This is a genomic window from Rhodococcus sp. NPDC056743 (genome assembly GCF_042790355.1).
Taxonomy (GTDB): domain Bacteria; phylum Actinomycetota; class Actinomycetes; order Mycobacteriales; family Mycobacteriaceae; genus Rhodococcus_F.
On sequence record NZ_JBHTZI010000001.1, the window covers coordinates 216,544 to 243,126 of the forward strand.

The window sequence follows — 26,583 nt, forward strand, 5'->3', positions numbered from 1 at the left end:
ATCAGGCGATCTCGAGTTCGGACCGGGACGCCGATTCCTGTGGGGAGTGCATCATCCGGGCCAACGTAGAGGCCACCGCGTACGGATTGCGCGCCTCGAATACATTACGGCCGAAGCTCAATCCGGCGACACCTGAGCTCAGTATTTCGGCGCCGAGCGCAAGAGCGTGCGCGTCGACGTCTTCGAGGGGCGGGCCGCCCGCGACGCAGATGGGCAGCGGGCAGGACTCGGCAACCTCACGCATGGATTCGGGGGTGCCGCTGTAGTCGAGCTTGACCAGGTCCGCCCCGAGATCGGTGGCGATCGCGGCCAGGTGCATCAGTTCTGCGGGATCCGACGGGAGATCGCCACGCAGGGGACCGCGCGCATACATCATGGCCAGCAAAGGAACTCCGAGCACTTCGCACTCATGGGAGATCTTGCCGAAATCCAGGAGCTGCTCGCGTTCGGTGGATGATCCGACGTTGACGTGGACGCTGACCGCGTCGGCGCCGATGCGCAGTGCGTCCTCGACGCCACCGACGAGCACCTTCGAGTCGAGATCCATGCTGCGGGTGGTCCCGGCGGAGAGATGGACGATCAATCCCATGCGCGCGAAGTGGGCCGGATCAACGTGTTTGGCGCGACCGCGATGGAGAACTACGGCATTGGTGCCGGCCTGCGCCAGAGTGCGGACCAACGAGTTGGCGTGGTCTGCCTTGCCGAGCGGCCCGATGGTGACGGAGTGGTCGAGCGGCACGACGAGGGTGCGCCCGGTAGCGTAATTGCTGATCCGGGAGAGTCGGATGGACTTACCGCCCGAGGACTGCGACTTCGCATAGTTGGGTGATGTGAACACCGAGGTTCTCCAATCGGGCATCGAACGTGCGGCTGACGTTCTCGAGTGCCTCCGCAATATTAGGGTAGGCTACACAAATGGATTCGAGCGGGGTAGAGGTAACACTGCGATCTACACCACAAACACCCTCGGTAGCACCACGAATACGGCAGATGCGCCGCGATCTCGATGTGATGCCGGATTCGGTCATGCGGTCGTATCTCCGACGTGTCGGATTGCCCGACGATAACCTGACAAGTCCGGTGGACGCTTCTTTGCTGCGACGGATCGCCGACGCTCAGCTGGCCCGAATTCCGTTCGAGAATCTCGATATTCACCGCAAGTGTCCGGTGGAGGTCTCGGTAGCCGCGATCGAGGAGAAGCTCCTCGGGCGTGAGCGAGGCGGAATCTGCTACGAACTCAACGGCCTGCTCGCCCGCGCTCTGCGCACGCTGGGATTCGATGCACAGCTGGTCGGCGCATCGGTCGTCACGCCGAACGGGCCGGGGCTCCCACTGGGCCACGTCGCGATCGTGGTCGGCTTCGCCGGCGAGACGTGGTTGGTCGACGTCGGGTTCGGCGGCGACGCGATAGTGCACCAGATCGACGCCGGCGCAGTCGCCGGATGGGACGTGCGCTTTCCCTCCGGTGCCGCGTACCTCACGGACGCTGCGCCGCAGCCGCTCTCGGATTTTGCGGCAATGGCGTGGTGGCACAGCACCTCCCCGCTAGCCCGTTTCACCAGCGGAATCGTGTGTTCCCTGACGGCGGGTAGCGTGCGAAAGACCCTCTCCTGCAGGCCCGATGAGCAATACCAGCTCGCCGTCACGGACGGAGCGCTGCGCAGTGCTCGCGACCTGGACGACGACGAAGCGCTTGCCGTACTAGCCGCGGAGTTCGGCATCCGGTTGCCCGAACTCCCGCGGCCGATTCGATTCTGAAAAACCTGATCCCTGTTATGCCGGGAACTGCCAGGGGCTGGGGAAGGGCAAGCCCAGGTAGACCTCGCCCAGTGCGGACTGCTCGTGCTCCGACTCCACCCACCTGGTCAGGCGAGCGCGTCGCAACTGCCAATCCAGCGGATCTTCGGACAACGAGTGCAGGGTTTCGGTGAGCATCGCGGAGAAGTGCTGCGCCTTCCAGATTCGGGGGAGGCACGTGCTCGAATACGCGTCGAGGTGCTCGCGTTCGCCGGTCAGGTAATGCGCACCGAGTGCATAGGACAGCGTGCAGGCGTCGGACACTGCAAGATTGAGACCCTTTGCGCCGGTAGGGGGAACGATGTGGGCGGCGTCGCCGAGCAGGAAAAGCCGTCCGTGTTGCATGGTTTCGCAGACGTACGAGCGCAACGGGGCCAGTGATTTGTCGAAGATCTCGCCGCGCTCGAGTACCGGGAAATCATCGCTCGCGCTACGGAGGGTCAGCTCGTCCCAGATGCGTTCGTCAGACCACTCGCTCAGGTCGGTGTCCGCGGGAACCTGCAGGTATTGGCGGGTGATGTTCGGCCCACGCATGCTGTGCACCGAGATGCCGTTCTCGTGTGCGCAGTACATGCCCTCGGGGGTCGTGGGGGTGGTGTACGCCAGGATGCCGAGCCACGCAACAGGATAGGTTCTCTCGAACTCTCGGACCGAGGCGGCGGGAAGGTGCGCGCGACTCACCCCATGGAATCCGTCGCAGCCGGCGACGAAGTCCGCGGTGATCTCGATCAGACCCTCCGGCGTCTCGACGTGCAGGCGGGCGCAGTCGGTGGTGGTGTCGATCGAACGCACCGAGGCCTCGAACAGTAGGGGCTCGCCGCCTCCGACCCGGTCCGCCACGAGGTCGGCAACCAGTTTCTGCTGCGGATAGACCGTGGCGTGCCCGCCGACGAGCTTGGTGAAATCGAGATGATGTGTGGTTCGGTCGAATCGAACGTAGAACCCGTTGTGAACCATGCCTTCACGCGTGATTCCGTCACCCACACCGATTTCGTGCATGAGGTCGACGGTGGGTTGCTCGAGGATGCCGGCTCGGGTTCGGGTCTCGATGTACGTGCGGTCGTGATGCTCGAGAACGATCGAGGAAATACCCTGGCGGTGAAGCAGGGCGGCGAGAGTCAGCCCGGCGGGTCCGGCACCGATGATCGCAACCTGAGTGTGCACGTGTAAGTTCCTTTGTTTGTCTTCGAGCGTATTCGTTCTCGCAGTACCGGATCAATTGCGTTGCGGCTACCGGATCCCATGTGACAGTCGACACACAAGCCCTGTAGGGCTTTGCTAAGGCTTGCCTATCTTCTACTGTAGGGCATGCAGTTCGACGAACTGCAGGACCTCCCGAATCCAGTTCTTGGAGAGGGGCATTGTCTGGGTGTAGGCCACTGGCCCACACATTCTCCAGGCATCGGACTGTCAAATATGAGTGGAGACGATCGTCGTGAGTACTTCGATACCGACAGGTGGCCCGGCTGCCGACATCACCGGAGCGACACCGTCCGAACCGGAATCCGGTAAAGGTGGAAACCGTCCGACTGTCTCCGTCATCGTCCCGGCCATGAACGAAGCAAAGAATTTGCCGTTCGTTGCATCGCGGATGCCCGCGGACATCGATCAGATTGTCTTCGTCGACGGTCATTCCACCGATGACACCGTCGCGGTGGCCCGTGAATTGTGGCCGGATGCAACATTTGTCGTGCAGACCCGTTCCGGTAAGGGTAACGCCCTGGCCTGTGGATTCGAGGCATCGACCGGCGACATCATCGTCACGATCGACGCCGACGGTTCGACCGATCCCGCTGAGATTCCCTTCTTCGTCGAGGCTCTGGTCGGCGGGGCGGACCTCGCCAAGGGAAGTCGGTTCGTCGGTCGCGGTGGCAGTTCCGATATCACCGGGTTGCGGAACTTCGGCAACAAGGGCCTCAACGGTTTGGTCAACATCATCTTCCGAACTAAGTTCTCCGACCTCTGCTACGGCTACAACGCCTTCTGGCGCAAGCACATCCCGTTGCTCGAACTGGCGCCGGTCGAGTATCAGCGCGCGCAGTGGGGCGACGGATTCGAGATCGAGACCGTCATCAACGTGCGGCTTGCGACGAGCGGCCTCAACATCGTCGAGGTCGGCAGCTTCGAAGGTCCGCGGATCCACGGCCGTAGCAACCTCAATGCCTACAGCGACGGTATGCGAGTTCTGCGCACCATCGGTCAGGAATGGCAGCACTGGCGCGAGACCAAGACCATCCAGAAAAAGACCGCGCAGGCTGACGTCCGCGAACTGACACTGTGACCGCCCCCTCCGGCGACACCGTCGTATCGCCGGAGGCGGCAATTGCAGGTGGATCCAGTACCGAGGGACAGGGCCACAGCCTCGAGCGAAACAGTCTGGCGCTCACCGTCTCGGCGCTCCTGACCGGTGTTGTGGGTCTTGTCTACTGGGCAATCCTCGGACGCCTGTACCCGGCCCGTGAAGTCGGTGCTGCCGCGGCGGTGATCACCACGGCCACCATGCTCTCGGCTTTCGGCAACTTCGGTATCGGTGGACTCTTCGAACGGTTCCTTCCGCTTGCCGGGCAGCGCTCGAAGTCGATGGTCGCGGCGGGGTTTGCCGTCGGCGCGGTGGGCGGCCTTCTCTTGGGTGGCGGATTCCTGTTGCTGGGCCCGACGTCGGAGATGTTTCTCCATCCGTTCGAGTACTGGCTTTTCCCGCTGGTCGTGGTGGTGTTCTCCACGTTTGCCATGCTCGACCACACAGCGGTGGCGTTCCGCGAAGCCGGTTGGGCTGCAGGAAAGAACGTCGCGCACGCGATCGTCAAGCTGGTGCTTGCCGCAGCATTGGCGTTCACCGCTTCGCACCTCACCATCATCTGGACGTGGACGCTACCGGCGCTGGTTGCTGCCCTCATCCTGGGTGTGATGGTGGCCAGGCGGTTACGTACTCCCGACTATCTGAGCGCGGCGTCGCAGTTGCCACCTCGACGGGAGATCGGCAACTACCTAGCCGGTTCCTACGGCATCTACGTGGTCAGTGCGCTTGCGCCACTTCTACTCCCGTTGATCGTCGTCTCACGCCTGGGTGCCGACGCCAACGCGTACTTTGCTATCTCCTGGTCCCTGGTCACAGCCGTACTGGTCTTGATGACCATGCTGCTCGGGCCTTATGTTGCCGCGTCGGCAAGTAGTGATTCGACGCGCCTGTACGGTCTGACCCTTCGATTCTTTGCGATACTCGGTGCTGTAGCCCTGAGTGGTGTTCTTCTGTTTGCGGTGATCGCGCCCGTGATGTTGGAGATCGTCGGTAAACCGTACGCGGAGCAGGGGACTCCGCTGCTCCGCCTTGCTGCGATTGCGTTGATTCCCGCGACGATCGTGGCCGCGTACACCGCGGTTGCCCGTGTGCGGCGCCGCTTGCGTCTCGCGGTCACGGTGCAGATCTGTAATGCGGCATTGATTCTCGGGATCAGTCTGGCGTTGATCGACAACCATGGACTTGTTGCGTTGGGCTGGGCGTACATCGTGGCCGAGTCCGTGTCTGCCGTCATCCTTGTTGTGCCACTTACTCGTGCGGTTCTTGCTATGCGGAGCGAATCTCAGTCTGTGAACTGAATGGCGTCCGGTGACGGATCGTAGTAACCGGATTTCTGCATCTTCTCCAATTCGTCGAAGTCCGGTGCATACACAGTGACCCAGTCCACCTGTACGGCAACGTTGTCCGGGCGCTGCTCGGATGCATCGGCGCACGGGGTCATTCCCCAGTCCTCGCGACGTTCGCACGCTCCGGCCTCGGCTTGCAAGCCGAGCCACATGGGGACGTCCGGAACCATTGTCTCCGAGTGTGCTTCGGCCCAGACCTTGCCGTCGAGCAGATAGCGGACGATGCCCGGTCCCCACTCGACCCCGACGGTGTGCCACTCGGAGAAATCCCCGCCTGTGGATACACCCTTCTTGTCGTTGCTGCCTGTGTCGTCGACCCAGTGCAGGAAGGCTGACATCTCGTCCCGGGTGCCGCTGACGCTTTCCGCGAAATCGATTTCCGGCGGCCATTTCTCGTTCTGCGGCCAGAGCAGCATGTGGTACGAGATGTCGTCACTGTTGTCGGCACGCATGCGGATCTCCCAGCGTCCGTACTGCTGGGTGACCGGATAGTTCGACACACCACCGGTGATCCATCCCGAATCGGTTCGTTGCGAATTCAGGTTGAGCAGACCGTTGTCGACCTGCACCATCGAATCATCCCACGTGCTGTTCGGATTGCCGCCGGGCTGACCGCTGTATGTACCCCAGTCCGATCCGAGATCACAATCGTCGAAATCATCGCTGAAGATCTGCTTCCACCCCTGCAGGTCACCTTCTGGAAGCGCCGTGCCACCAGGTGCCGATTCCGGCGCGCACGGGTTTACAGTCGGTGGATCGGCTGCGATCGTGCACGACGTGCATGACGCGATGAGGGCGAGCGCCGCGATCGCTCCGGCAGTTCGGCGCCGTGGACGACTCATACAGCCATGGCGATCAGTCGTACGAAAGTCAAAGTCGCGGCGGTGATCACACAGACGGCAAGTGCAAGGCTGATCAGTTGGGCGGCGTGTCCGCGGCCGACGCTGCCGGTGGCAGGAACCTCGCGTTCACGCAGGATGACGCCGGCGATCAGGAGAACTCCGGCAGCCAGGAAGAAGAAGACAGCAACACTCATGGGGACTCGAATTCGATAGCGGGTGCGTCGACACGGCGCAGGATCGTGATGCTCGGCTTTTCGATCATCGGGACGTAGAGGCCGCTGTCGATGATAGCGGCCAGTTCGGCGTCGAGATACTCCTGCGTCATTCCCTGCTGCAACCGGGCCATTCCGATGCCCTGGCTGGTGACGTAGACGTACATCGGGTTTCTGGCCAAGGCACAACCGCTGAGGTCGTCGGCGCATTCGTAGCTGTCGATGAACATCATCCGTGGCCCGAGTGGGTCCAGGGTTCGCCGAACACCGTTGGTGTGGGACGCGTGGCTCCACGTCATGATCGTGGTCGACGGCGGAACTGCGGCAATGAACTGGTCCGAGACCGTGACCTGATCGGTTGTCGATGCTTCGAATGCGGTGTTGAGTCCGCGGTTCGTGGTCAGGAGTAGTCCCAGCGAGACCAATGCCAAGGTTGCTGCGGCGGCCCGAACCAAGTGCGACGGCCGCGTCTTTCGCGGCCGCGTGTGATTCGCCGACGAGACCGGGTTGAGGGCCTTGTGAATCTGGTTACCGGCATGGGCGAGAGCGATGGCAGCAAACGGAGCCAGAACCGGGGAGGCGAGCACGAAGCAGCGAATGATCATCTCACCGCCGTAGCTTTGCAGCAGGACAAGCGAGAAGGGCGCTGCGGCAACGGCACCGGCTACGAGCCATGTCCGACGATGACGTGAGAGTACCCAACCCGCAAAGGCAACTACTGCGAGTAGCCCGGACGCGCCCATGCGCAGGTACTGCATCTGCTGGTACGTGGGATCGCCGGTAATGCGTTCACTGACACCGCGGCCCACGGAATTGCCGACCTGCCCGATCTCACTGAAAATCGACTGGAGGTGGCCGATCCAGAAGTCGGTGGCGCCGTAGCTGAACCATGCCGCGAAGATGAGTCCTGCTGCCAGCCACAGGGTCCGGTAGCGCGTTGCTCCGAACAGAGAGAACGATGCCAGGACGACGATGACCAGGATCGGGGTGATCTGATGACTGACAGTGGTGGCGACAATGAGGAGTAGCAGCACCGCACCCACTGCGAGTGTGCGGAGTGAATCGAAACCGGGAACAAACCCGGGGGTGCGCCGCGGCGCCGAGACGATGAATCGGCCGATCCCGGAACCGATTGCCGGAAGCGGTGCGCGTCGTAGCTGCCACAGCAGCGTCGCGAGAATAGTGGTGTAGAAGATGGTCGCGACAGCCTGCGGGGCGAAGTAATCCTGCTGGTACCAGTTGAAGAGTTGGTAGATCACCACTGCCAGCCAGGCGAGCCGAACTCGGCCGGTGATGGCAATTGCGATGGCATACAGCGGAAACGCCAGTAGCGCACCCATGTACAGCGGCGCCCACAGAAGCAGCACGGTCGCGTCCGGAACATCGGCGACCGTGATCAGATGTGCCCCGGCGGAGAAGAATCCGGCCCAGCTGAATCGCGCGTCGATGGAGTTGGGGAGTGTGCCGCTCTGGGCAAGTATGTTGATGAAACCGCGATGCACGAACGACGTCGGTACCGAAGTCTCGCCGGTGGCGATCGGCACGAGCATCGTCGTGTAAACGATCAGCACGACGGTGTTTGCCGCCATCAACACGTGGTCGATCAGGCGTCGACGCAGCGTGTACACAATGGTGGCGCAGAGCGTTACCAGCCCGAGCACGTAGATCGGCCCGATCTCGGTGATGATGCCGAAGTGGCCTGCCGCCGCGACATCCAATCTCGCTGCGGCGATCAGGAACAGGATCAGGGCGATCAGCAGTGCGCCGAAACCGATTGCCCGGCTTCGGTCGAAGGTCCGTAGTCGTTGAAGGTCGCTGCTCGGAAGTCGATAGTCGGAGGGCACCGTGCGCGAGGCGGCGGCGCAGAGCGCGAGTGCGAGGAGCGCCAGGAAGAACTGAGTGCGAAGCGGACTCCACCACTGCGCCACCATCGTCAGCTGACTGGCCAGGATGGCGACGGCCAAAGATACCGACACGGTCAAGGCGGCGGAGAGTGCGCGTCCTGGAATGCGCAGTGCAACAACAACGGGCAGTCCGGGAACCAGCGTCATACCGGCCAGTGCGATCAGCAGGCGGATCGGCGCGGGCACGACGTCGGCGATATCGGCTGCCACCGCCAGGTTGAGCGCGAACATGGCAACCGCAACTGCCACGCCGATTCTCAGGCAGATGCGGGGATTCCACCCGAAGTGAGGGAGCGGTGACGCAGACTTGCCCGGCCGGAGATCGATGATGTCTGTGTCCGTGTCCAAATCGGTGCTCATCGCCCGGCACCGACCCGACGCGCGTTCAGGTGGCTACGAACGAAGAGGACCGGGCCGGCCAGGTAACCGAGCGCTTCGAGCACTCGTAGGTGCAGTGGCCAGTCGGACGGGAAGTCGATGTTCTTCGTCGACGTCGGCGATATCAGCATGTGGATACCCCGAGGGATGCGCGTGAGGATCGGGCGCGGTGATCCGGACAGGACGAACTTGGTCAACGACGCGGCCATTCCGGTGCCGTACCCGTAACTTTGCACCCGAAGTTCCGGCATGTTGTCACGGTGGTAGTGCCGCACAACGGCATTCGGATTGTAGGCAATAGCCCAACCGTTGAGGAGAGCTGCGCGGAAAGCGTCGAGGTCCTCACCGCCGTGGGTGGGGGTGCCGGTGCCGAGGCGCTCGTCGAATCCGCCGATCGCGTGCAGAGCGGCCCCGCGGAAGGCCATATTGTTACCCGAACCGCACTCACCCGCTGTGTAAGGGAAGAACGGACCGTGGGGACCGTACTCGCCGAGGATGCCGTCAGTGCCGAGCGCAGTCTCCTCGCGAGTGTTCAGCGCCCAGAGCGTTGCTACCTCGCCCTTGTCGAAGACCTTCGCTTCCTCGAACCAAGCTTGTTCGCGGGTGTTGGATTCGGTGCCGAGCACGCGGCCGGTCACGACTCCGACGGAACTGGTGTCGTCGGCGTGGAAGCTGGTGACAATCCCCGAGATCCACCCGGGATCGGGGACTGCGTCGTCGTCGGTGAAGGCGACGATTCGGCCGCTGGCGCTCTGGTGCCCCTTGTTTCGGGCCGCCGAGACTCCGGGGATGGGCTGTTCCAGGATCGACAGGCGGGGGTCGTCGATGCCGGCCAAGATCCGTGCGGCCTCACCTCGGTGGGGACGGTTGTCGACTACCAGCAATTCGATATTGCGGTGGTCCTGAGCCAGCACCGTGCGCACGGTGTTGAGCAACGAATCGCGACCGACGGTGGGAATCACGACGGTGATCAACTCGTCGGCGGTGACGGGTGTTTCTGCCGGTTTTTGCACTGCTACTTGTACTTCCGACTTGGTGGTGCGTGATCCTTGGCGCATGGCTGCTACCGCAGTGGCTGACGCTGTGACAAACAAACCGAGGATCATGACAAGAATGCGGGACACCGCGCTGATGCCGTCGCCCGTTACTGCGCGTCGGAGATAGCGGAACACTCCGGTGGTCAGGGTACGGATGACAAAACTGCGCTCGGCCGCGAGGCCGGCTTTGCCGCCCACCATGTCGGAGAGCACTGCCTTCGATCGGCCCTCGTGGCGGCAGCGACTGACGAAGTAGCGCAGAGTACTACGGGTGCGGGGAACGAAGTGGTCGACGGCAAACGCCTCGATCCGCACAACCTTGGAGCCCGGGAATTGCTGTCGTAGTTCAATTCCCATCAGGGTTTCCTCGCAACCCGCCGGCACTGTTCCGACGCGGCCCAGACGGTCGGAGAATCCGCCGATCTTCTGCAATTCGGCGCGGCGGACAGCCATGGCGGCGCCGATCGGATTGCGGATCTCGGCGCCGTCGGCGGCAAGCCCGCGGTAGTCGCAGCCCACGACCCACCCGAATTCGTCCGGGAACCACGACGGTGGTGCTCCCGCTTCCCATGTGGCGTGTACCGCGCCTCCGACAGCGATGACCGAAACGTCGGAGAAGGCGCCGCGAACGCTGTCGAGGGCCCCGGGGCGGAGCACGGCGTCGTCGTCGACGAACACGACGAACTCCGTCCGCGCTGCCTCGGCGCCGGTGTTACGGGCGCCGGACAAGCCGGGGGTCGCTGCGTTGGGGATAACGGTGATGCCGGTCGGGAATGCGGCAACCAGATCTGCGCGGAGCGCGTCGTTGTGGTCCACGATCACGATCAGTTCGTCCTCGTCTGGACGAAGCTGTGCCTGAGCGCTACGAATGCCGGTGGACAGCTGTTCCAGGCGGTCGTGGGTGTAGCAGCAGATCAGAACGGTGATCCCGGGGACCAGGTGGGTCTGCGCTGTCAAGACGTACTCCGACGGGTCTAGGCGGGGTGCAACACCACCCGGGAAGGGCAGCCTTACCTATATTATCCGACGCCTGTGGCCTGAGGGCACATCGGGTCAGTTAACCGAAGACAGAAAAGCAAAAGGATCGGTGGCAGCGCATTCCAGAGCTGCCGTCACCGCGGCCTGCGGAAACACGTTTCCGTGGAACGACGCCGTCGTCGCGACCGCACCTTCCACGATCGCCCACGTAAGGGTTATGCCCTCGGGGCCGACCGGATCGTTGTGCGCCGAGTAGAACGGTGATGCGCCGTCGAGCCACGGGACCTGACCCTGTCGAGGCACCGGGCCGATGCTCGAAAACAGCAGCTGGGCCTGGGGATCTTGTGGTCGACTGATCGGATATGCACCGGAATTGTTGATTCGCAATCCGATTCGGGTCCGCATCGTATTCAAGGCCAGGTTCGCAACCGGCCGCCCCGCTGCCACAGCATCGGACGTGACCTCGTTGATGCGGCTAGGCGTGGGGTTCGCCCCCAGATCGAACTCGAGTCCGGAGACGAAGTTTCCCAACGGAACTCGACCTGCCGGAAGGTAACGACGTGCATCGAGCGTCACTGTTGCAACGGGGTTGATCGTGAGTCCGGCGTCGACCAGTGCGCGGTGCAGAACCGAGGCGGTCAGGGCATACATCGACACCGACGGAAGATTCTGGTCCCGCCACGCCCGCAAGGATCGCACTGTGTCGGGATCAGTGGTGACCACGGCAGCGGTACGGTCGGGCGTCCAGGGTTCCACCGGCCCGGACAGCGCAGGGCGAGGCGTCCGATCGAGTGAGCGCCGCAGCGCCCACGCCCGTCGTGGATCCGAACCGTAGGTGCGCAGAGCCGCAGTGGTGATCCCCGAGCGCGAGGCACGCGACGGTTGCCATACCCGTGGATCGGCAGGGTCGATCATGCCGAGGATGACCTCGTTCATCATGAGTGTCAGAGCGACTTCGCCGAGGCCGTGGTTGTGGTCGGTGCGCAGGTAGTTCCCGGCCACGGTGACGGTGGTGGGCCGGTCCTCCTGTGAAACCTGCGAGACCCGCGAGGCCTGTGACGCCGTGTCGAGCAGTTTCATCGGGGAGGTCGGCGGATCGAGCCGAACCACTTCGGGGGCACACGATTCGGGATCGAATGTCCACCGATTGTCGTGTGCCGACGGCCTGAGGCCGAGCCGAGTGTGTGGACCCGCTTCGGCCATCGTGCGAAGTCGAGCGGCGATGGTGGCCTCGTCAGGAAGATATACGGGGCCGATGACGGACGTGATCCGTGTACGACTGTGCATCACGTCCAGATGACTGACGCGAAGAGGCGCTTTGGGAGATGGCGGCATTTTTCAGACGAGCGTCGACGGTGCTGTATTGGATGACGGTGCTGTATCGGATGAGGTTGTATCAAGCGTCCGGAAGTAGTCGACAGTGCGGGCGATCCCCTCCGACAGAGACGTCAACGGGGTCCATCCCAATTCTGTGCGTGCCAGGCCGGCATCGAGAGCGGACCGGCGAACATCCCCGAGTCGCGCAGGCATCCAGGTGGGTTCTGCCGCGACGCCGGTGGCCTGCGCGAGCAGCGCGTGCAGTTCGCGGTCGGAGGTCTCCACTCCCGTTCCGATATTGAAGCGTTGTCCCGAGCCTGCGGTGTTCGATGCGGCGATCAGCGCCGTCACGACGTCCTCGACGAACACGTAGTCCCGCGTGTTTCCACCGTCGCCGAACAGGAAAGTCTCGCCGCCGGACAGCATTTCGCGGGCGAAGATGGCGACGACGCCGGCCTCGCCGTGCGGATCCTGCCGGGGTCCGTACACGTTGGCCGGGGCGATGTGCGAGCAATCCAGGCCGTGGAGTTGCCGGAAGCAGTTGAGGTAATTTTCGGCGCTGACCTTGCTGCACGCGTAGGGCGAGAGTGGGTTGACAGGAGCTTGTTCCGATACCGGCAAGTGCTCCGGTGATCCGTAGATGGAACCGCCGGAAGACATGAACACGACCTTGCGTGCATGTGCCGCGATCGCTGCGGATCCGATTTTCACAGTGCCGAGGATGTTGGCGTCGGCGTCGTGGATCGGGTCGGCGACGCTGTGCCGCACATCGATCTGCGCGGCGAGGTGGAACACTACTTCGGGAGCAAACATTTGGAGCAGCGGGGCGATTTTGTCGTCCCGGATGTCGAGAACTTCGAGGTCGACGTCTGCAGTCGCGAGCGCGGCGTCGAGGTTGCTTACCCGGCCGCGGCTCAGGTCGTCGATGACGAGTACTTGGTGACCGTCGTGGCGCAAGCGATCCACAAGCGTCGAGCCGATGAATCCTGCTCCTCCGGTTACCGCCGTGCGCACAGGTTTGCCTTCCCTTACTTTTGATTTCTTTTGGGAGTGTAGGCAATCGTGTCCGAAAACGGGAATCTACGCCCATTCTGCTGGTCGAGGCACGGGTTCGTGCTTCGACCAGCAGTCAGGAATTTCTTACGCGCCGTCCCATGCGTGCACGGTCACCCAGTCGACGAGGAAATTGCCGCCACCGAGAGCCGGGTACAGGCTGGACTCCAGTTGGAGCTGCCAACGCATCGCGGTGTCCGGGATGCCCCGAGTGGATTCGAGCAGGACCTTGTCGTCGAGCAGGAATCGAACCACCGACGGAGTCCACTCGATCGTGACAACACGCCAATCCGCGTACGTTGAGGTGTCGACGTCGGAAAGTGCCTGGGAGTTCGCGTCCGCGCCGTCTTCGGCGTAGTGATGGAAGCCGTAGATGGGACCTGTCAGCGGGCCTTCCGGGAAGTTGATCTCGCCCTCTTCCGGCCATCCCTCGGAGTCCGGCCACAAGAGCATCGCCAATCGGTAACCGGTGATCGCCGGATGACTGACCTTGATACGCGCCGAGTAGCGTCCGTACACCTGGGCCTGGCTGCTGCCGTCGATGACGGGGGACATGTTGGCTCCGGCGCGGCGGCCGTCGACGTCATGGAGGTAGTAGTCGAGCACACCGTCGTGGGCACTGACCACTTCGTCTGCGCGGTAAGGGTTCTTGTTGTACGTGTCGAGGTAGCACTCGGGGTACGTCCGCCAGCGTGTGTTCTCGGTTCCGGTGTAGACGATCTTGCCGGGGTTGTTGCACTCGTCGTTTGCGAAGCTGCCGATCGGAGCGTCGGTCGTGAAGTCGTCGACGAAGATCTCGCGCCAACCGGGCAACGCAGCGCGGGGTGCAGGTTGAGTACCAGTGACGGCGCCACCGGACGAACCGGCTGATCCGGTGAGTTGCGCTTGAGCGGTCGAGGGCAAGAAGATCCCGAGCACAGTCGCGGCGACAAGAGCGACCGCGGCGGTGCTGCGGCGACGAGACCGCAGGGTGGACAAACGCATCTGACTTCTCCAAAAGGGTTGAGTGCGCGGAACGACGCAGGGGACGATCGATCGGTACTTTACTTACGCTTGGTCAGGAATGGGTGGCTACCTTCGGCACGTATGTGACCGCGGGAGCATGCAGGCGATTTGGGATATCGACAGCTAACGCTCAGAAAGCTCTCAGAAACCTTGTGTAGGTTGGGTTTCGGCTCGTTGACGCTTCCGGGATGTTGACGTGACAGTTGCGGTAGATACTTCGCAGCGACGCGAAAGCCGCCGGTACCTGGTCGGGTACCGGCGGCTTTCGTGTTTGTGATGTGAAGCTGCGGCGTCGTGAATCAGCGCGCAGCGACGGGTTCCGGCGTGTGGTCGGCGGTGTCCTTGACCGAAACGGCTCCCCGGAACTTGGGAAGAAACGCTGCCAGGACGAGTGCCATCAGGGCCGATCCCGCGGCCAGCGCCATGATGACGCGGAAGGCGTTCTCGGTGGGCAGCGCGGTGTCGCCGAGGGGCATCGTCATCTGAGCCAGGACGACGCCGGCGATTGCGCTGGCAAAGGATGTTCCGAGCGCGCGCATCAGCGTGTTCAAGCTGTTGGCTGCACCGGTTTCGGAGGCCGGAACTGCTCCCATGATGAGAGCGGGCATCGCGCCGTATGCCATACCGGTGCCTGCACCGATGATGACGGCGACCATGATCAGCTGCCAGATGGAGTGCAGGGCGAAGATCCCGACGGCGTATCCGATTGCGACGACGACGGCGCCGGCCATGAGGGTGATCTTGGGGCCGAAGGTGTTGGTGATCTTCGAGGAGAGGGGCGCGATCAGCATCATGACGATGCCGGACGGTGCCATGACGAGGCCTGCGGTGAGCATTGATCCGCCGAGGCCGAAACCTGTGGCTTCGGGCAGTTGGACGACCTGGGGGAAGACCATACTGGAGGCGAACATCGCGAATCCGAAGACGATGGAGGCGACGTTGGTGAGCAGTACCTGGCGACGCGCTGACACTCGTAGGTTGACGAGCGGCTTCGGAGTCCGCAGTTCCCACCAGGCGAAGATGGCGAATGCGATGACGGCGATTGCAAGCATGGAGACAGTCGCGGTGCTGGTCCATCCCCAGGAATTGCCCTTGGAGATAGCCAGGAGCAGGGTGATGAGTGCGATCGAGAGTGTGCTCGCTCCGACGAAGTCGAATTTTCCGCCGGTGCGGACGGTCGATTCAGGCACGATGACGAGGATCAGACCGGTCACGACGGCGCCGAGGACTGCCGAGGCCCAGAACAGAACGTGCCAGTCGGCGTATTCGGCGATCATGGCTGCGATCGGAAGTCCCAGTGCGCCACCGACTCCCATGGCGGCGCTCATTATCGCGACGGCACCGGCCAGTTTCTTCGGGGGGAGAACGTCACGCATGATGCTGATACCCAGCGGGATGACGCCGGCAGCAAGTCCCTGGAGGACGCGGCCGAAGACAAGGGGGACAACGCTCGAACTCATGGCGCCCACGATCGAGCCGATCACCAGAAGTGCCAGGCTGATCAGGAGTAGGCGGCGTTTGCCGAACATATCGCCCAACCGGCCCATTGTCGGGACGGCAACGGCTGAAGCGAGAAGCGTGGCGGTCACTACCCACGCTGTGTCCGAGGCGGACGCGTTCAGATATTCGGGAAGGTGCGGAATGATCGGGATGACAAGCGTTTGCATCAGTGAGACCACGATGCCGGCAAATGCCAGAACTGCTACGACGGCAGTGGTGGACGGCGGTGCGGCCTTACTCGATTCGGCAGTGGATATCGACATTGGGAAACTCCATCGAAGAAAAGTAAAGAAGTCTTGAATTAAGTCAACTGATTGAATAAAGTTAAATCAGCTGACTGACTTCACGCAAGGGCGTGAGGTCGATGGTGATCAACGTCTCGGTGCGCACATAGTGCCGAGCACCTGACTGTGGCGGTAGATGTGGCAGCAAGAACTGAAGATGCGATCAGCGATTCGGGTACCCCAGCGGGCTCTCCTCGTTCCGCTGCGACCCGAGATCGGATACTCGACGTCGCGGAGCGGTTGTTTGCCGAGCACGGGATCTTTGCCGTCTCGAATCGTCAAGTGAGCGAGGCCGCTGGGCAGGGCAACAATGCCGCGGTGGGATATCACTTCGGTACAAAAACCGATCTTCTCCGGGCGATCGTGAACAAACATGCCGCGCCGATCGAGCAGAAGCGCAAGGAGCTGGTGGCCGACGTCAAAGGTTCGACAGATCTCCGTGACTGGATCACGTGTCTGGTTCGAGCGTCCACCGATCACTACGACGAATTGACCGGACCCACGTGGTATGCGCGATTCAGCGTTCAGTTGATGGCCGATCCCACCCTGCGCGCCGTTGTATACGAGGATGTTTCGTCATCGGAGCACTTGCAGACGATGCTTGTCGCACTCACCGCGTGTCTGCCCGACATGCCAGACGACGTACGGCGCGCCCGAGGCGAAATGGCGCGCCACGTGATGATGCACATGTGCGCCGAACGCGAAAGGCTCCTTGTCGAGGATGAATCGCCGGAGCTCTCGAGCTGGGACGATTTCACGACGGATATCGTCGACGCTCTTGTCGGGCTCTGGAGTGCTCCGGTGACGCGCTGAAAGTTGTTTTCCGGCACTGGATCCCACCATCGGTATCGCTCATGTCCGAGCCGATGCACCCAGGATCTGGACGCGGGTTTAGAGCTGCAAGTGCGCGGCTACCCGTTCACTTGACTGTGTCGCTACCTACAGGAGGAGTTCGTGATCGCCGACGACCCCCAACCGCCACGTCAACCGAGTGCGGCCGATTTCGATGCGCTGTACCGCGGCGACTTCGACGCATTCGCGCGTAATACGGAGTTGCCCGCCGGCGCACAACGCAACGAGCTCGAATTCGACCGAGTGCCATGGGATATCGGCGAAGCACAACCGGTAGTCCGGCAACTCGAATCCGACGGCCAGTTAGCGAGTGAAGTCCTTGACATTGGTTGTGGGCTGGGTGAAAACGCTCTGTTTCTTGCAGACCGCGGCTACCGGGTCTGTGCACTCGACGCCTCACCGACAGCGATTGGGATCGCACGCGAACGTGCCGGTCTGCGGGGGCTGGAGAAGGTGGTGGATTTCGATGTTGCCGACGCCATGACGCTTGACGGGTACGACAATCGGTTCACCACTGTTCTCGACAGCGCGCTGTATCACTGTTTTCCCGAAGATCAGCGCCAACCGTACGTAGAGGCAGTGCTCCGAACCTGCCGACCTCGAGCTCGGCTCCATCTGGTGTGCTTCTCGGACGAGGTTCCGGAGGAATTCCCTGGTCCTTATCGCATCAGCGAGGAAAATCTACGTCGAACGCTGACGGATGCCGGTTGGATTGTCCGTCACCTGGAACGCACCACTTACACCACGGCATTTACTCGTGAAGAGTTTGCACGCCAGGCCAACTCGCCCCTGGCTGCTATCGTCGAACGGTTGGGCTTCGATTCCCGCCATCGTCTGCTTGCTCCGGCATGGTTGGCTACAGCGGAACGTCCCTGACCTCGTTCTCGTTCACCGAAAAGAAGTGCTGCAATCAAAAGGAGCTCAGAACCGTGATCCTCCCGAAGGTCCGGGATCCGCGCTTCGTGACGATCCGTCGTGGTGGAACACTCACAGATTCGGATCACCATCTTCTCGCGGTCTGGGCGGCATCGTGTGCGGAACACGTCCTTGATCTCTTCGAGTCGGAGCGGCCGCAAGATTCACGGCCGCGTGCGGCGATCGAGAATGCCAGGGCGTGGGTACGGGGCGAGGTCACGATGATGCAGTCCCGCGCTGCGGGAGGTCACGCGATGGGCGCGGCCCGGGATCTGCGTGGGCCTGCGCGACATGCCGCCTACGCTGCCGGCCAGGCCGGAGCCGTCGCGCATGTCGCCGCGCATGAACTCGGTGCCGCGGCCTACGCGATCAAGGCCGCCCGTGCTGCTGCGACGGAAGGTGGGGGTGAAGCCGCGGGGCGGCTCGAGTGCCAGTGGCAGCGCGAACAGCTTCCGGCGGCGATTCGCGAGCTGGTACTCGACGACCAGCGACTGCGGAACGACATCTGCTGGTCGGTGTTCGACTGTTGAGGTGTTCGACTGTTGAAAGTGTCGGCCTTGCGTTCCGCGCTTTCTCGTGTCACTCTCGATAACTATGACTACCGGAAAGGCCGACACCGCCACCATCGCGTGAGCGCCGCGCCGATTTACTCGCTGTCCCGACACCGAGAATCATTCATCAAGAACATCGAAGCTGTGCAGAACGTGTGGCTGGAACACGGCCTCTGCGCACGCCCTTCCGACCGCAACGCTGCCGAATGGGCTGTCGCGCAACTGTATCGACGATCAGGATTTCCGGAACCGGAGTTCGTCTGGGTTCCCTCGCCGTCAGCTGGATCGGACCTCATCGTTGCAGAGGGCTTGTCGACGTCGATGTCGTTGGACAGCAACCGACTACGCGGCGCTTCCGCCTGTTTGGCGAGCTTGTTTTCGGATGCGCGCAGGCGCATGGACGCGTACATCGCGCGTCGAAGATCAGACTGGCCGAACGAACGTTGGGGGATCGACACCGCGAGCGTTCAATCTCTCGAGGATTCGGTGGGTCTCGGAATCAACCCCGATCGGATCGTCAGAGCGGCCGTCTGGGACTCGTTGCGCACCAGCCTGTTCGACGGGGTTGCAGCTGCGATACGGACGATGTTCACGCCCGTCGCCGGGAATGTGACGTGGTACGGACAGCAGGAAGCGCATCGAATCGCCTACTATGACTTGTACCGTCGATGTGATCTTGCCTCTTTCCATTCCGACGATGACGAACTACTCGACATTCACACCGCGCTGGCTGGTTCAACTGGATGGTGGTGGGCGTTCGACACCGTGTGCATCATGTCGGAACGGCCCACCGTCCTGCGTAGCGAACCCATCCCCGGCGGAGTACACAACGAACGTCGGTTACACGATTCAGATTCTCCAGCAGTTGAATTCGGCGACGGACAAGCAGTCTATGTTCAGCACGGGACAATTGTCCCGAGCTGGGTAGTCCTCGATCCGACGGCCGAACGCATTGCAGGCGAACGTAATGTCGAGATCCGCCGCTGTGCGATCGAGCGGATCGGGTGGGACACGTACATCGATACGGCTGGGCTCGAGCTGGTTGACAAAGCTGATGATCCAGGCAATGCCGGTCACATGCTGCATCTCTATGCGTCACCGGACGGCTGGGGGCGTGATGGCCGAATCTTGCTTGCAGTCAACGGTTCTCTCGAACGTGACGGTAGGCGTCGTCGTTACGGGCTCTACGTCCCTGAATGGTTCTCGTCAGCTCTCGATGCCGCAGGCTGGACCTACGGCATCAACGGTGCTGATTACGCCCGTCTTGTTCGTCGAACCTGAACATCAGACCTGAACATCACACTATGAATTACGAGGTGGATCATATGAATTCGACCATGACGTTGTCCGCGCTCACTGCCCTCACCGGGCTCGATGTCTTCGACTATCTCGACGAAGAAGTATCCATACCGGTCGTTGACGGCTTACAAGCGCAAGGTGATCTCATCGTGCTCCCGTATTCGCTTGTCGCCAATATCGTCACGCCCGCGGTGTGGACGGGGTCGGTGAACGTGCCGCTCTCGGGAGTGGAGTTGCTACGTAGTGCGGCGGGCGGGAACCCACACAGCCTGGTCGCCGACGAAGGTGTGTGTACGTGGTCGTCGCCGGTGAGAGACTCCCGTGGTCTTGCACTGGGCATTCTCGATACCCGCGTGACCGCTTATCTCATTCACCCAGAGCATGGGGCCACCGGTATCGCGCCTGGCCGTTATGTCATCGGGCGGCAGCGAGAGCGGGGCGTCGGACGAGTGAACAATGGGCTGCAACTCGTCGCAGATTGACGCCCCCTACCTCGTCAGAGCAAGCTGAGTCAGTGACATCTGGGGACGTTCTGAACACTCGATGGTGGAGAAGGGAACTGCAGTCATGAAACTGACGACAATCACAAACGTCTCCCTCGACGGCGTTATGCAGGGGCTCGGTGGGGCAGATGAGGATCGCAGGGGCGGATTCGAGCGTGGCGGATGGGCATTGCCGTTGTTCGGCACGGACAGCGAGGGCGCGACGTTCGTCAAGGAGGTCTACCAACGAGCAGATGCTTTCCTGTTCGGCCGGCGGACCTATGAGATCTTTGCGAAATACTGGGGAGTGATGGAAGATTCGGGTAATCCCATCGCAACGGCGTTGAATACGCGACCGAAGTACGTGGCGTCGACCACGCTCGCCGAACCGCGTTGGGCGAACACGACCGTCCTCTCCGGCGACGTCGTGGCGGCCATCCGAGAGCTGAAAGCCAAGCCGGGGGGTGAGTTGCAGGTACATGGCAGCGGCAACCTGGTTCGCTGGCTGTTCGACAACCAGCTCGTCGATGAGATCACCCTGCTTATCTATCCCATGGTCATCGGCCAGGGCACGCGGCTTTTCCCCGATTCAGGACCTGACATCGCGCTGGACCTGGTCGATTCGCGAGTCACTCCGAGAGGCGTGACAATTCAGGTCTACCGGCCGAGCGGGCGGCCGCAGTACGCCACCGCTAACGCCACACCGTGAAGTGATTCCGCCAGGAGAACGTCATATTGTCTCCGGCGCTCGAGATGACGACCTCCCGCGGATCGACTTCTGCCGGAAGCGGAATCGACCACATCATTTTTCCATCGCGGGATCGGATCGAGTGTATGCCCGTGTAGTCACTGAAGACGAAATGCTCGCCGTCCGTTACCCCGTTCCGTACCCAGTACGCGTCTTGCCAGGGAGTCTGCCAGAGTTGACGTCCGGACTCGGTGTCGAGAGCGGAGATAGTTCGGGTCTCGGGTGAGGTAACCAGGGTTGCTCTGCCGACGATCGCGACGATAGCGCTAGTCGTGCCTGCCATTTGAGAATTGTTCAATTGCGAATTGCGCCAGAGCTCGTCACCGGAAGAGGGGTCGTAGGCACCGTCGCCGAGAAACATCGGCAGCGATGTCGAAGGCTTGCTCGGGAATCGCGATGCCCCCGAGGAAGGGATGGGAATCGCGCGGATCGTAGATCCGTCGGAGTCCAGCAGGTTCTGTGTGCCGACGTATCCTGATCGCCCGCCGACACTGGTCAGGAACAGACCGTCCCCGACGGGGGCTAGCGAATCGCCCTCGAACCGGAATCGTTCTGCGCCGGAATGCAGATCATAGATCGTGTATCGATACTGCGGGTCGCCGTTGCCCCGTTCCATTGCGATTGCGGTGTCGGTGGACGGGAATGCATGCAAGGAACCGAACTCTTGACTTGGTTCGATTGCCCGACGGAAGTTGGCAGTCAGATCAGTTGTGTTGCCGCTGGCCAAGATCCGCGTTCGCAGGGTGCCTTCTACTGTTTCTCCTGACGTGTAAACCGTGTCCCCGGTGATAGTGGCACCAGTGACGTCGAAGTCGGTCCCGAGGTCGGACAACAGTGTGCCGGTGGAGGTGTCGACAAAGATCACCCGCCGATTACCCCAGCATGCGATGATCGTTGACTCGTTCTGCTGACTGCATTGACTGAGAGCGCCTCCGATTCGTCTCTCCCACAGGGGAGTCCCGCTTTCGGGATCCACGCCGATCAGTGAAACGTCACCGACTCCTTGGCTCGACGAAGATTCGGAGGTCTTGGGCAGTGGATATGCACTTGCCGCCACCAGTATATTTCCGACCTCGTACACGCTGCCATAGCCGTAGTAGGAATCAAGCGAGTGCGGCATTGACAGCAGCACGTCGCCGGAATTGTCTGTGAGCGATTGGGCGTCCAGTTCCCATGCTTGCTGAGGCGGATGAGAGAGATCTATGTCGACCACGTACTGCTCTGCGGTCGGTCCGTTGCTATTACTCGCAGGTCTATCCGACCTTGGCGAGCCCGAAAGTGTCGAGACGATGATCATCGCAGTAGCGACGATCAATGCGACTCCGAGGCAGACCAACTTCCAGTGTTCTTTCAACCGTAGCTGCATCGAATGACCGTAGCCGATACAACGAACCGGTCGGTTCGTTAGGGCTCAATGAATCATGCGGGTACGGAGCAGGTCGACGCCGTCGCCTTCCAGATCTTCGAGCACCGATGGCCTCCCGACCATGGCGAGGGCTAACGCCTCCGCGCGCCCGTGGACTTCGGGACCTGTGCCGTGTTCCCAGGGTAGGTCGGATGCGGTGAATCGGAGTCCTTTGGTGAATCGGCGAGGCTGCGCAAATGGATCGGGCCGATCGAGCACGAGTCGTAAGCGCTCCGGATCGATCGTTCGAGGTAGCCCGAGCGGTCGCCTGATGTCCTGTTGATGCACAACGTGGTCGGACAGCGTGAGGCGTGGGGCATATCTTGCGAACCAACTCGTGGTCGCTGATACCGCGAGGCGATCTGCCAGGATGTCGGTCGGCACATTGTTCTGCGTGGTGACGTAATGCTCGTTGACACGACTAGCAGAGCGATGCTGCAGTGCTGCAAGGAAATAGCGGCGCATGGTGACGGAGTCCATCGACACATGTATCGCGACGTCGCGCACCGACCAGTTTCCGCAGAGCGATGGGGTTGACCATTGCTCGGGGCTCAAAGTCTCGAGTAGGGCGACCAATTCTCGCCGTTCGGCGAGGATGTGAGCTTTTACGTCCATTCCGGCACGGTAGCGTGACCTCGCGGATTACGGCGCCGAATAGTGCGGAAACTGGCCTGCGAAATGAGATGAGTAGTGACCAGTTGCGCTGCTATGTGAACCTTCGCATGGGTGTGGGCTTCGCATCGTCTTAGCTGGTGATGCGAAGCTTTCACACGGTATGTGGTTCCGGCAGAGCTGGTTTCAGTCTCGGTGGACTGGTCCTTGGCGGGTGGTGGAACGTCGGCGGCGTTGTTTCGGGTCGATCGCTGCTGGTGGAATGAACCAGGGTTTGTGATCGGAACCCATTTTGATTTCCCAGATACCGCGGAACCCTGATGTGCTGTGAATCAACGTGTGGTGGCTGCGGCAGAGCAAGGTGAGGTTGTCCATCACCGTCAAACCGCCCGTTGACCACGGTTTTATGTGGTGCGCGTCGCACCACGCCGGTACCGCATCACAGTTCGGGAAGGCGCAGCCTTTGTCCCGGGCGATCAACGCGATACGTTGTTCGGCTGTGACGAGACGCTTGAGCGGTGTCGCATCCAACGGTGCGCCCTTGCCGTCCATCAACACGGTCGAGAGCATGCAGTCACACGCCAGCATCCGGGTTCTGCTCACGCTGAGCGGTCCCATCCAGGGCATGTACCCGACATCGAGATCCTCCAACACAGACTCGTCGTCGACATCCGGCGCGTCTTCATCCTCGGCTCGCACGGTGGCGCATTCGTGATGCTCGGCAAGGTCTTTCGCGGTGATGTGCACATTCACATGCGGACGTTGACCACCGTCAATGCCGGTGGCGGCGTTGTCCAGATAGCGGCGGATCAGTTCCGTGAACGCGTCGGCGGTTCGTTTTGCTGCCGACCGCGCATCCGGGGTCCCGTCCGCGGCGGGTTTGGGCATCGACAGACCTGACAGCGCAGACAGGAGCATCTCGCCGGTGAGTGCGTCGAAATCGCCCTTGATCACGACCCGACCATTCAGCGTCGGCGCGATGCGTAACGCATTCAGATCATTGTCCTCACCGGGCGGGGGCTCGTCGGATTCGAAGATCCGCTCCAAAACAGCAATCGCATACCGCACCTTGACAGTCGTCGCCTCCACCCCGGACGCGGCGGCAAGAAGAGTTTTCAGGCTTGGTATTAATGCGCTGTCTGGCATGCCTTTTGGTGGGGATTCGCAGAACGCGGCGATCAACGCTGCATGATCGAGCGAGAGGTCACCGGCCTCGAACTGCGCCGCAATATCCGGGAAGCCGCGGAGTGCGGCACCGAGAGCGGCGATCTTGTTGCCGGCCGCATTCTGCAGCATCGTATTGGCCGCCAACCAACGGCCCACACCGCGGTAGCAGAGCACCTGCTCGTCCGGATTCAGTGCCAATTCGTCGACCGCGGCAACTCGAATCGCTTCCAACCGAAGAATTTCCGCCGACGCAGCGACGGCCACGTCTCGAACCTCCGCCGGACGCAGCCGCCACAACCTGCCACGCACACCCACAGCCGAACCGGCTACAACATCCCCCACCGAAGTTGAATACGTCGTAGTCATCAAGGCCTCCCCACCCGTGACCCAAGTATACTCGAACATTTATTCGAATCAAGGGACATATCGGGCACATTTGATGTGCGCCGCGTGCGGTCAGGGGACTCGAGTGAGATTGCGGGGGAGTAGTTTTGAGATTCGATCAGTTAAGAATGTCGGTTGCTCGGTGTTGTCGGTCGACGCCTTCGAAAATGGCCACGGTGCCGAGCGAGTTGTTGATTCGAAGCGGGGCAATAGCTTGGTAGGCATCCGAGTTGTACCAATGTCGGGCAGCGTCGGACGTGGGGAATCGGAGGATGATGAGATCGCCCGTCCATTGTCCCTCGCGGATGTCCGGGGAGCCTCCGTGAATGATGAAATGACCCTCGAATGGTGCGAGGGTGCTGTCGATGCGCTGAAGGTATTCGGTGATGTCGTCTCCCATGACTACGTCGTTGAGGACGCCGACTACGTAACTTTCACTCATGTCTTGATTCCTGCCCTTCCTGGCGGTGCGCGTAGTTGCGGTTAACAGGTTGTCTTTCATGGACGTTGAGCTAGGTTCGCTCTGGAATCGAGTCTGGCAAGAGCAGCAGCGCTGCGTCGATTACGTCGGAGGTAATGCGCCGCACTACGTTGGCCGGTGCGACAGATCCTGCAGTCCGGCGACACGAAGCAGATCGAGCTTGTCTGCGTCGGCGGATCCGGGGGCGACCGTGTAGACGACGATTCGCAGATCGCCGCTACCCGGCGCGCTGAGAACATCGCAGTCGACCGTGATGTCGCCAACTGTGCGGGTGTGTACGGTCTTTCGGCTGGAGCGGTGCAGTGCCACGTGCGCCTGCGCCCAGCGCGCCGCGAACTCGTCGGATTCGGCGAGGAGTCGGTCCACGAGTTCTCTGAGCGGTGCGTCGTCGGGGTAGCGCCCCACAGCGGATCTCAGGTCCGCCACTAGATCCGCTCTGAATTCGTCTTCCCCGACAGCGGTATGGGTGACGATCGTGTTTTCCTCGGAGAACACCAACCAGACAAGGTTGCGCTGAATCCCGGACCGAGATGAGGGGTCGCCGAGCAGTGCTGCCCAGAGGGGATTCCACAGCAGAATGTCATGCGCGGCACTGAACACGCCGACCGGAATGTCGCCGAGACGGTCCACGATCCGCTGGACGCTCGGACCCACGTGCCGCGGCAATGAGGCAGGTGTCGGAATGGCGACCCCGGCGACTCGGTACAGGTGGTCGCGCTCTTCGTCGCTTAGGCGCAATGCCCGGGCAAGCGCACCGAGCAGTTGTGCCGAGGGGTTGGTTGCCCGGCCTTGTTCGAGTCGCACGATGTAATCGACGCTGACTCCGGCGAGCATCGCGAGTTCTTCCCGTCGAAGCCCTCGGGCCCGTCGACCGGTACCTGGTGGCAGACCGACGTGCTCAGGTTGTACACGGTCGCGCCACGCGCGCAGCACACTTGCGAACTCGTCCATGCCCCCATCCTGCTAGCTGTGGATGCACGGTGGGTAGTACTGCTGGTCCCACTGTCAATCGGTGCCTGGTGCGCGCACCAGGGTTGAGCGACTGTTGTGGACATGACTACGACACTTATTTCAGGAGCCAACCGCAGCCTCGGTCTGGAGACCGCGCGCCGGCTCATCGACGCCGGGCATACCGTCTACGCCGGGATGCGAGACCTCGCGTCAGCTTCCGAGGTGCAGAGTTTCGGCGCTCACCCCATCCAGCTCGACGTCACGGATCAGCACAGCATTGAGGTTGCGCTCGCACAATTGCCCGCGCTCGACGTCCTTGTGAACAACGCCGGTGTACTCGGCAGGTCTTTCGGCGTCGACGACCTGGACGTCGCCGCCATGCAGGAAGTATTCGACACGAATGTCTTTGGCATCGTGCGTCTTACACAGTCCGCGCTCCCGCTGCTGCGGCGCTCGCCGAACCCGGTGATCGTCAATGTGGCCTCCGGCGTCGGATTTGCGCGAGCACTGAGCACGCCTGGCTCCGATGAGCACTTTGTGCAAGCAGTTCCGTACGCGAGCTCGAAAGCGGCGGTGATCGCGTTGACCGTGCAGTACGCGAAGAACCTGCCGGAGTTCCGGGTCAATGCCAGCGATCCCGGCTACACCAGCACCGACTTCAACAGGCACACTGGACACCAGACAATCGTCGAAGGCACCGATGCGACGGTGATGTTGGCTCAACTCGGTCACGACGGACCCACCGGAAAGTTCTTCGACCGCGCCGGCAGTATCGAGTACTGAA

At 61.8% G+C, this 26,583-nt stretch carries 25 protein-coding genes; 10 read left to right on the plus strand and 15 right to left on the minus strand.

Annotated features, from left to right (window positions below; genetic code table 11):
- Position 1: 1 nt before the first annotated feature.
- A complete protein-coding gene (locus tag ACFRFQ_RS00945; RefSeq protein WP_378651937.1) occupies positions 2–838 on the minus strand; it encodes a 2-amino-3,7-dideoxy-D-threo-hept-6-ulosonate synthase in 837 nt (278 codons plus the stop codon).
- 188 nt (positions 839–1,026) lie between these two features.
- Between ACFRFQ_RS00945 and ACFRFQ_RS00950 the strand changes: the two genes are divergently transcribed.
- Positions 1,027–1,758: an arylamine N-acetyltransferase gene (locus ACFRFQ_RS00950; protein WP_378651940.1), complete on the plus strand. Its 732-nt coding sequence runs from the start codon at positions 1,027–1,029 to the stop codon at positions 1,756–1,758.
- A gap of 15 nt (positions 1,759–1,773) precedes the next feature.
- Here the strand turns inward: ACFRFQ_RS00950 and ACFRFQ_RS00955 are convergent, their stop codons facing one another.
- Entirely contained in the window at positions 1,774–2,961 is a 1,188-nt protein-coding gene (locus ACFRFQ_RS00955; protein ID WP_378651943.1) for a 4-hydroxybenzoate 3-monooxygenase, read from the minus strand.
- A 310-nt stretch (positions 2,962–3,271) separates the two neighbouring features.
- Between ACFRFQ_RS00955 and ACFRFQ_RS00960 the strand changes: the two genes are divergently transcribed.
- Positions 3,272–4,078, plus strand: coding sequence for a glycosyltransferase family 2 protein (locus ACFRFQ_RS00960; protein WP_378653477.1), 807 nt, complete (start codon positions 3,272–3,274; stop codon positions 4,076–4,078).
- A complete protein-coding gene (locus tag ACFRFQ_RS00965) occupies positions 4,075–5,394 on the plus strand; it encodes a lipopolysaccharide biosynthesis protein (RefSeq protein ID WP_378651946.1) in 1,320 nt (439 codons plus the stop codon). Before ACFRFQ_RS00960 ends, ACFRFQ_RS00965 begins: the two co-directional genes overlap by 4 nt.
- Here the strand turns inward: ACFRFQ_RS00965 and ACFRFQ_RS00970 are convergent.
- The 8 genes from ACFRFQ_RS00970 to ACFRFQ_RS01005 form a co-directional block, all read right to left on the minus strand.
- A complete protein-coding gene (locus ACFRFQ_RS00970) occupies positions 5,379–6,284 on the minus strand; it encodes a family 16 glycosylhydrolase (RefSeq protein ID WP_378651949.1) in 906 nt (301 codons plus the stop codon). The genes ACFRFQ_RS00965 and ACFRFQ_RS00970 overlap by 16 nt on opposite strands.
- Positions 6,281–6,478, minus strand: coding sequence for a hypothetical protein (locus ACFRFQ_RS00975; protein ID WP_378651952.1), 198 nt, complete (start codon positions 6,476–6,478; stop codon positions 6,281–6,283). Before ACFRFQ_RS00975 ends, ACFRFQ_RS00970 begins: the two co-directional genes overlap by 4 nt.
- Positions 6,475–8,760 carry a hypothetical protein gene (locus ACFRFQ_RS00980; RefSeq protein ID WP_378651954.1) on the minus strand — a complete coding sequence of 762 codons (2,286 nt, stop codon included), beginning with the start codon at positions 8,758–8,760 and terminating at the stop codon, positions 6,475–6,477. The genes ACFRFQ_RS00975 and ACFRFQ_RS00980 overlap by 4 nt, the downstream gene beginning before the upstream one ends.
- Complete coding sequence (locus ACFRFQ_RS00985) at positions 8,757–10,772, minus strand: glycosyltransferase family 2 protein (RefSeq protein ID WP_378651957.1); 2,016 nt, start codon at positions 10,770–10,772, stop codon at positions 8,757–8,759. Before ACFRFQ_RS00985 ends, ACFRFQ_RS00980 begins: the two co-directional genes overlap by 4 nt.
- Before the next feature lie 96 nt (positions 10,773–10,868).
- The gene (locus ACFRFQ_RS00990; RefSeq protein ID WP_378651960.1) at positions 10,869–12,080 is read right to left on the minus strand and encodes a hypothetical protein; all 1,212 of its coding nucleotides are present in this window, start codon (positions 12,078–12,080) and stop codon (positions 10,869–10,871) included.
- 51 nt (positions 12,081–12,131) lie between these two features.
- Complete coding sequence (locus ACFRFQ_RS00995; protein ID WP_378651963.1) at positions 12,132–13,124, minus strand: NAD-dependent epimerase/dehydratase family protein; 993 nt, start codon at positions 13,122–13,124, stop codon at positions 12,132–12,134.
- Between the two features lie 126 nt (positions 13,125–13,250).
- Positions 13,251–14,147, minus strand: a complete 897-nt coding sequence (locus ACFRFQ_RS01000; RefSeq protein WP_378651966.1) for a glycoside hydrolase family 16 protein — start codon at positions 14,145–14,147, stop codon at positions 13,251–13,253.
- A gap of 320 nt (positions 14,148–14,467) precedes the next feature.
- Positions 14,468–15,931 carry an MFS transporter gene (locus ACFRFQ_RS01005; protein ID WP_378651968.1) on the minus strand — a complete coding sequence of 488 codons (1,464 nt, stop codon included), beginning with the start codon at positions 15,929–15,931 and terminating at the stop codon, positions 14,468–14,470.
- A 159-nt stretch (positions 15,932–16,090) separates the two neighbouring features.
- Between ACFRFQ_RS01005 and ACFRFQ_RS01010 the strand changes: the two genes are divergently transcribed.
- The 6 genes from ACFRFQ_RS01010 to ACFRFQ_RS01035 all read left to right on the plus strand — a co-directional run bounded on the left by ACFRFQ_RS01010 (position 16,091) and on the right by ACFRFQ_RS01035 (position 20,760).
- On the plus strand, positions 16,091–16,765 hold the full coding sequence (locus tag ACFRFQ_RS01010; protein WP_378651971.1) for a TetR family transcriptional regulator: 675 nt from the start codon (positions 16,091–16,093) through the stop codon (positions 16,763–16,765).
- A gap of 141 nt (positions 16,766–16,906) precedes the next feature.
- Positions 16,907–17,680, plus strand: a complete 774-nt coding sequence (locus ACFRFQ_RS01015) for a class I SAM-dependent methyltransferase (protein ID WP_378651974.1) — start codon at positions 16,907–16,909, stop codon at positions 17,678–17,680.
- A 53-nt stretch (positions 17,681–17,733) separates the two neighbouring features.
- Positions 17,734–18,249 (plus strand): putative immunity protein, encoded by a 516-nt coding sequence (locus ACFRFQ_RS01020; protein ID WP_378651977.1) that lies wholly within the window; start codon positions 17,734–17,736, stop codon positions 18,247–18,249.
- A gap of 99 nt (positions 18,250–18,348) precedes the next feature.
- Positions 18,349–19,551, plus strand: a complete 1,203-nt coding sequence (locus ACFRFQ_RS01025) for a DUF6745 domain-containing protein (protein ID WP_378651979.1) — start codon at positions 18,349–18,351, stop codon at positions 19,549–19,551.
- 44 nt (positions 19,552–19,595) lie between these two features.
- Positions 19,596–20,051: a hypothetical protein gene (locus ACFRFQ_RS01030; RefSeq protein ID WP_378651981.1), complete on the plus strand. Its 456-nt coding sequence runs from the start codon at positions 19,596–19,598 to the stop codon at positions 20,049–20,051.
- Positions 20,052–20,136: 85 nt separating this feature from the next.
- A complete protein-coding gene (locus ACFRFQ_RS01035; RefSeq protein ID WP_378651984.1) occupies positions 20,137–20,760 on the plus strand; it encodes a dihydrofolate reductase family protein in 624 nt (207 codons plus the stop codon).
- Here ACFRFQ_RS01035 and ACFRFQ_RS01040 read toward each other — a convergent pair.
- From ACFRFQ_RS01040 to ACFRFQ_RS01060, 5 genes are all read right to left on the minus strand, one after another.
- Positions 20,744–22,165: a PQQ-binding-like beta-propeller repeat protein gene (locus ACFRFQ_RS01040; RefSeq protein WP_378651986.1), complete on the minus strand. Its 1,422-nt coding sequence runs from the start codon at positions 22,163–22,165 to the stop codon at positions 20,744–20,746. The genes ACFRFQ_RS01035 and ACFRFQ_RS01040 overlap by 17 nt on opposite strands.
- A gap of 45 nt (positions 22,166–22,210) precedes the next feature.
- Complete coding sequence (locus tag ACFRFQ_RS01045; RefSeq protein ID WP_378651988.1) at positions 22,211–22,819, minus strand: maleylpyruvate isomerase family mycothiol-dependent enzyme; 609 nt, start codon at positions 22,817–22,819, stop codon at positions 22,211–22,213.
- Positions 22,820–23,002: 183 nt separating this feature from the next.
- Positions 23,003–24,349 carry a DUF222 domain-containing protein gene (locus tag ACFRFQ_RS01050; RefSeq protein WP_378651991.1) on the minus strand — a complete coding sequence of 449 codons (1,347 nt, stop codon included), beginning with the start codon at positions 24,347–24,349 and terminating at the stop codon, positions 23,003–23,005.
- A gap of 136 nt (positions 24,350–24,485) precedes the next feature.
- Positions 24,486–24,809 (minus strand): DUF1330 domain-containing protein, encoded by a 324-nt coding sequence (locus ACFRFQ_RS01055; RefSeq protein ID WP_378651994.1) that lies wholly within the window; start codon positions 24,807–24,809, stop codon positions 24,486–24,488.
- A 144-nt stretch (positions 24,810–24,953) separates the two neighbouring features.
- Entirely contained in the window at positions 24,954–25,799 is an 846-nt protein-coding gene (locus ACFRFQ_RS01060; RefSeq protein ID WP_378651997.1) for a helix-turn-helix domain-containing protein, read from the minus strand.
- A gap of 102 nt (positions 25,800–25,901) precedes the next feature.
- Between ACFRFQ_RS01060 and ACFRFQ_RS01065 the strand changes: the two genes are divergently transcribed.
- Complete coding sequence (locus ACFRFQ_RS01065; protein WP_378652000.1) at positions 25,902–26,582, plus strand: SDR family NAD(P)-dependent oxidoreductase; 681 nt, start codon at positions 25,902–25,904, stop codon at positions 26,580–26,582.
- Position 26,583 lies beyond the last annotated feature (1 nt).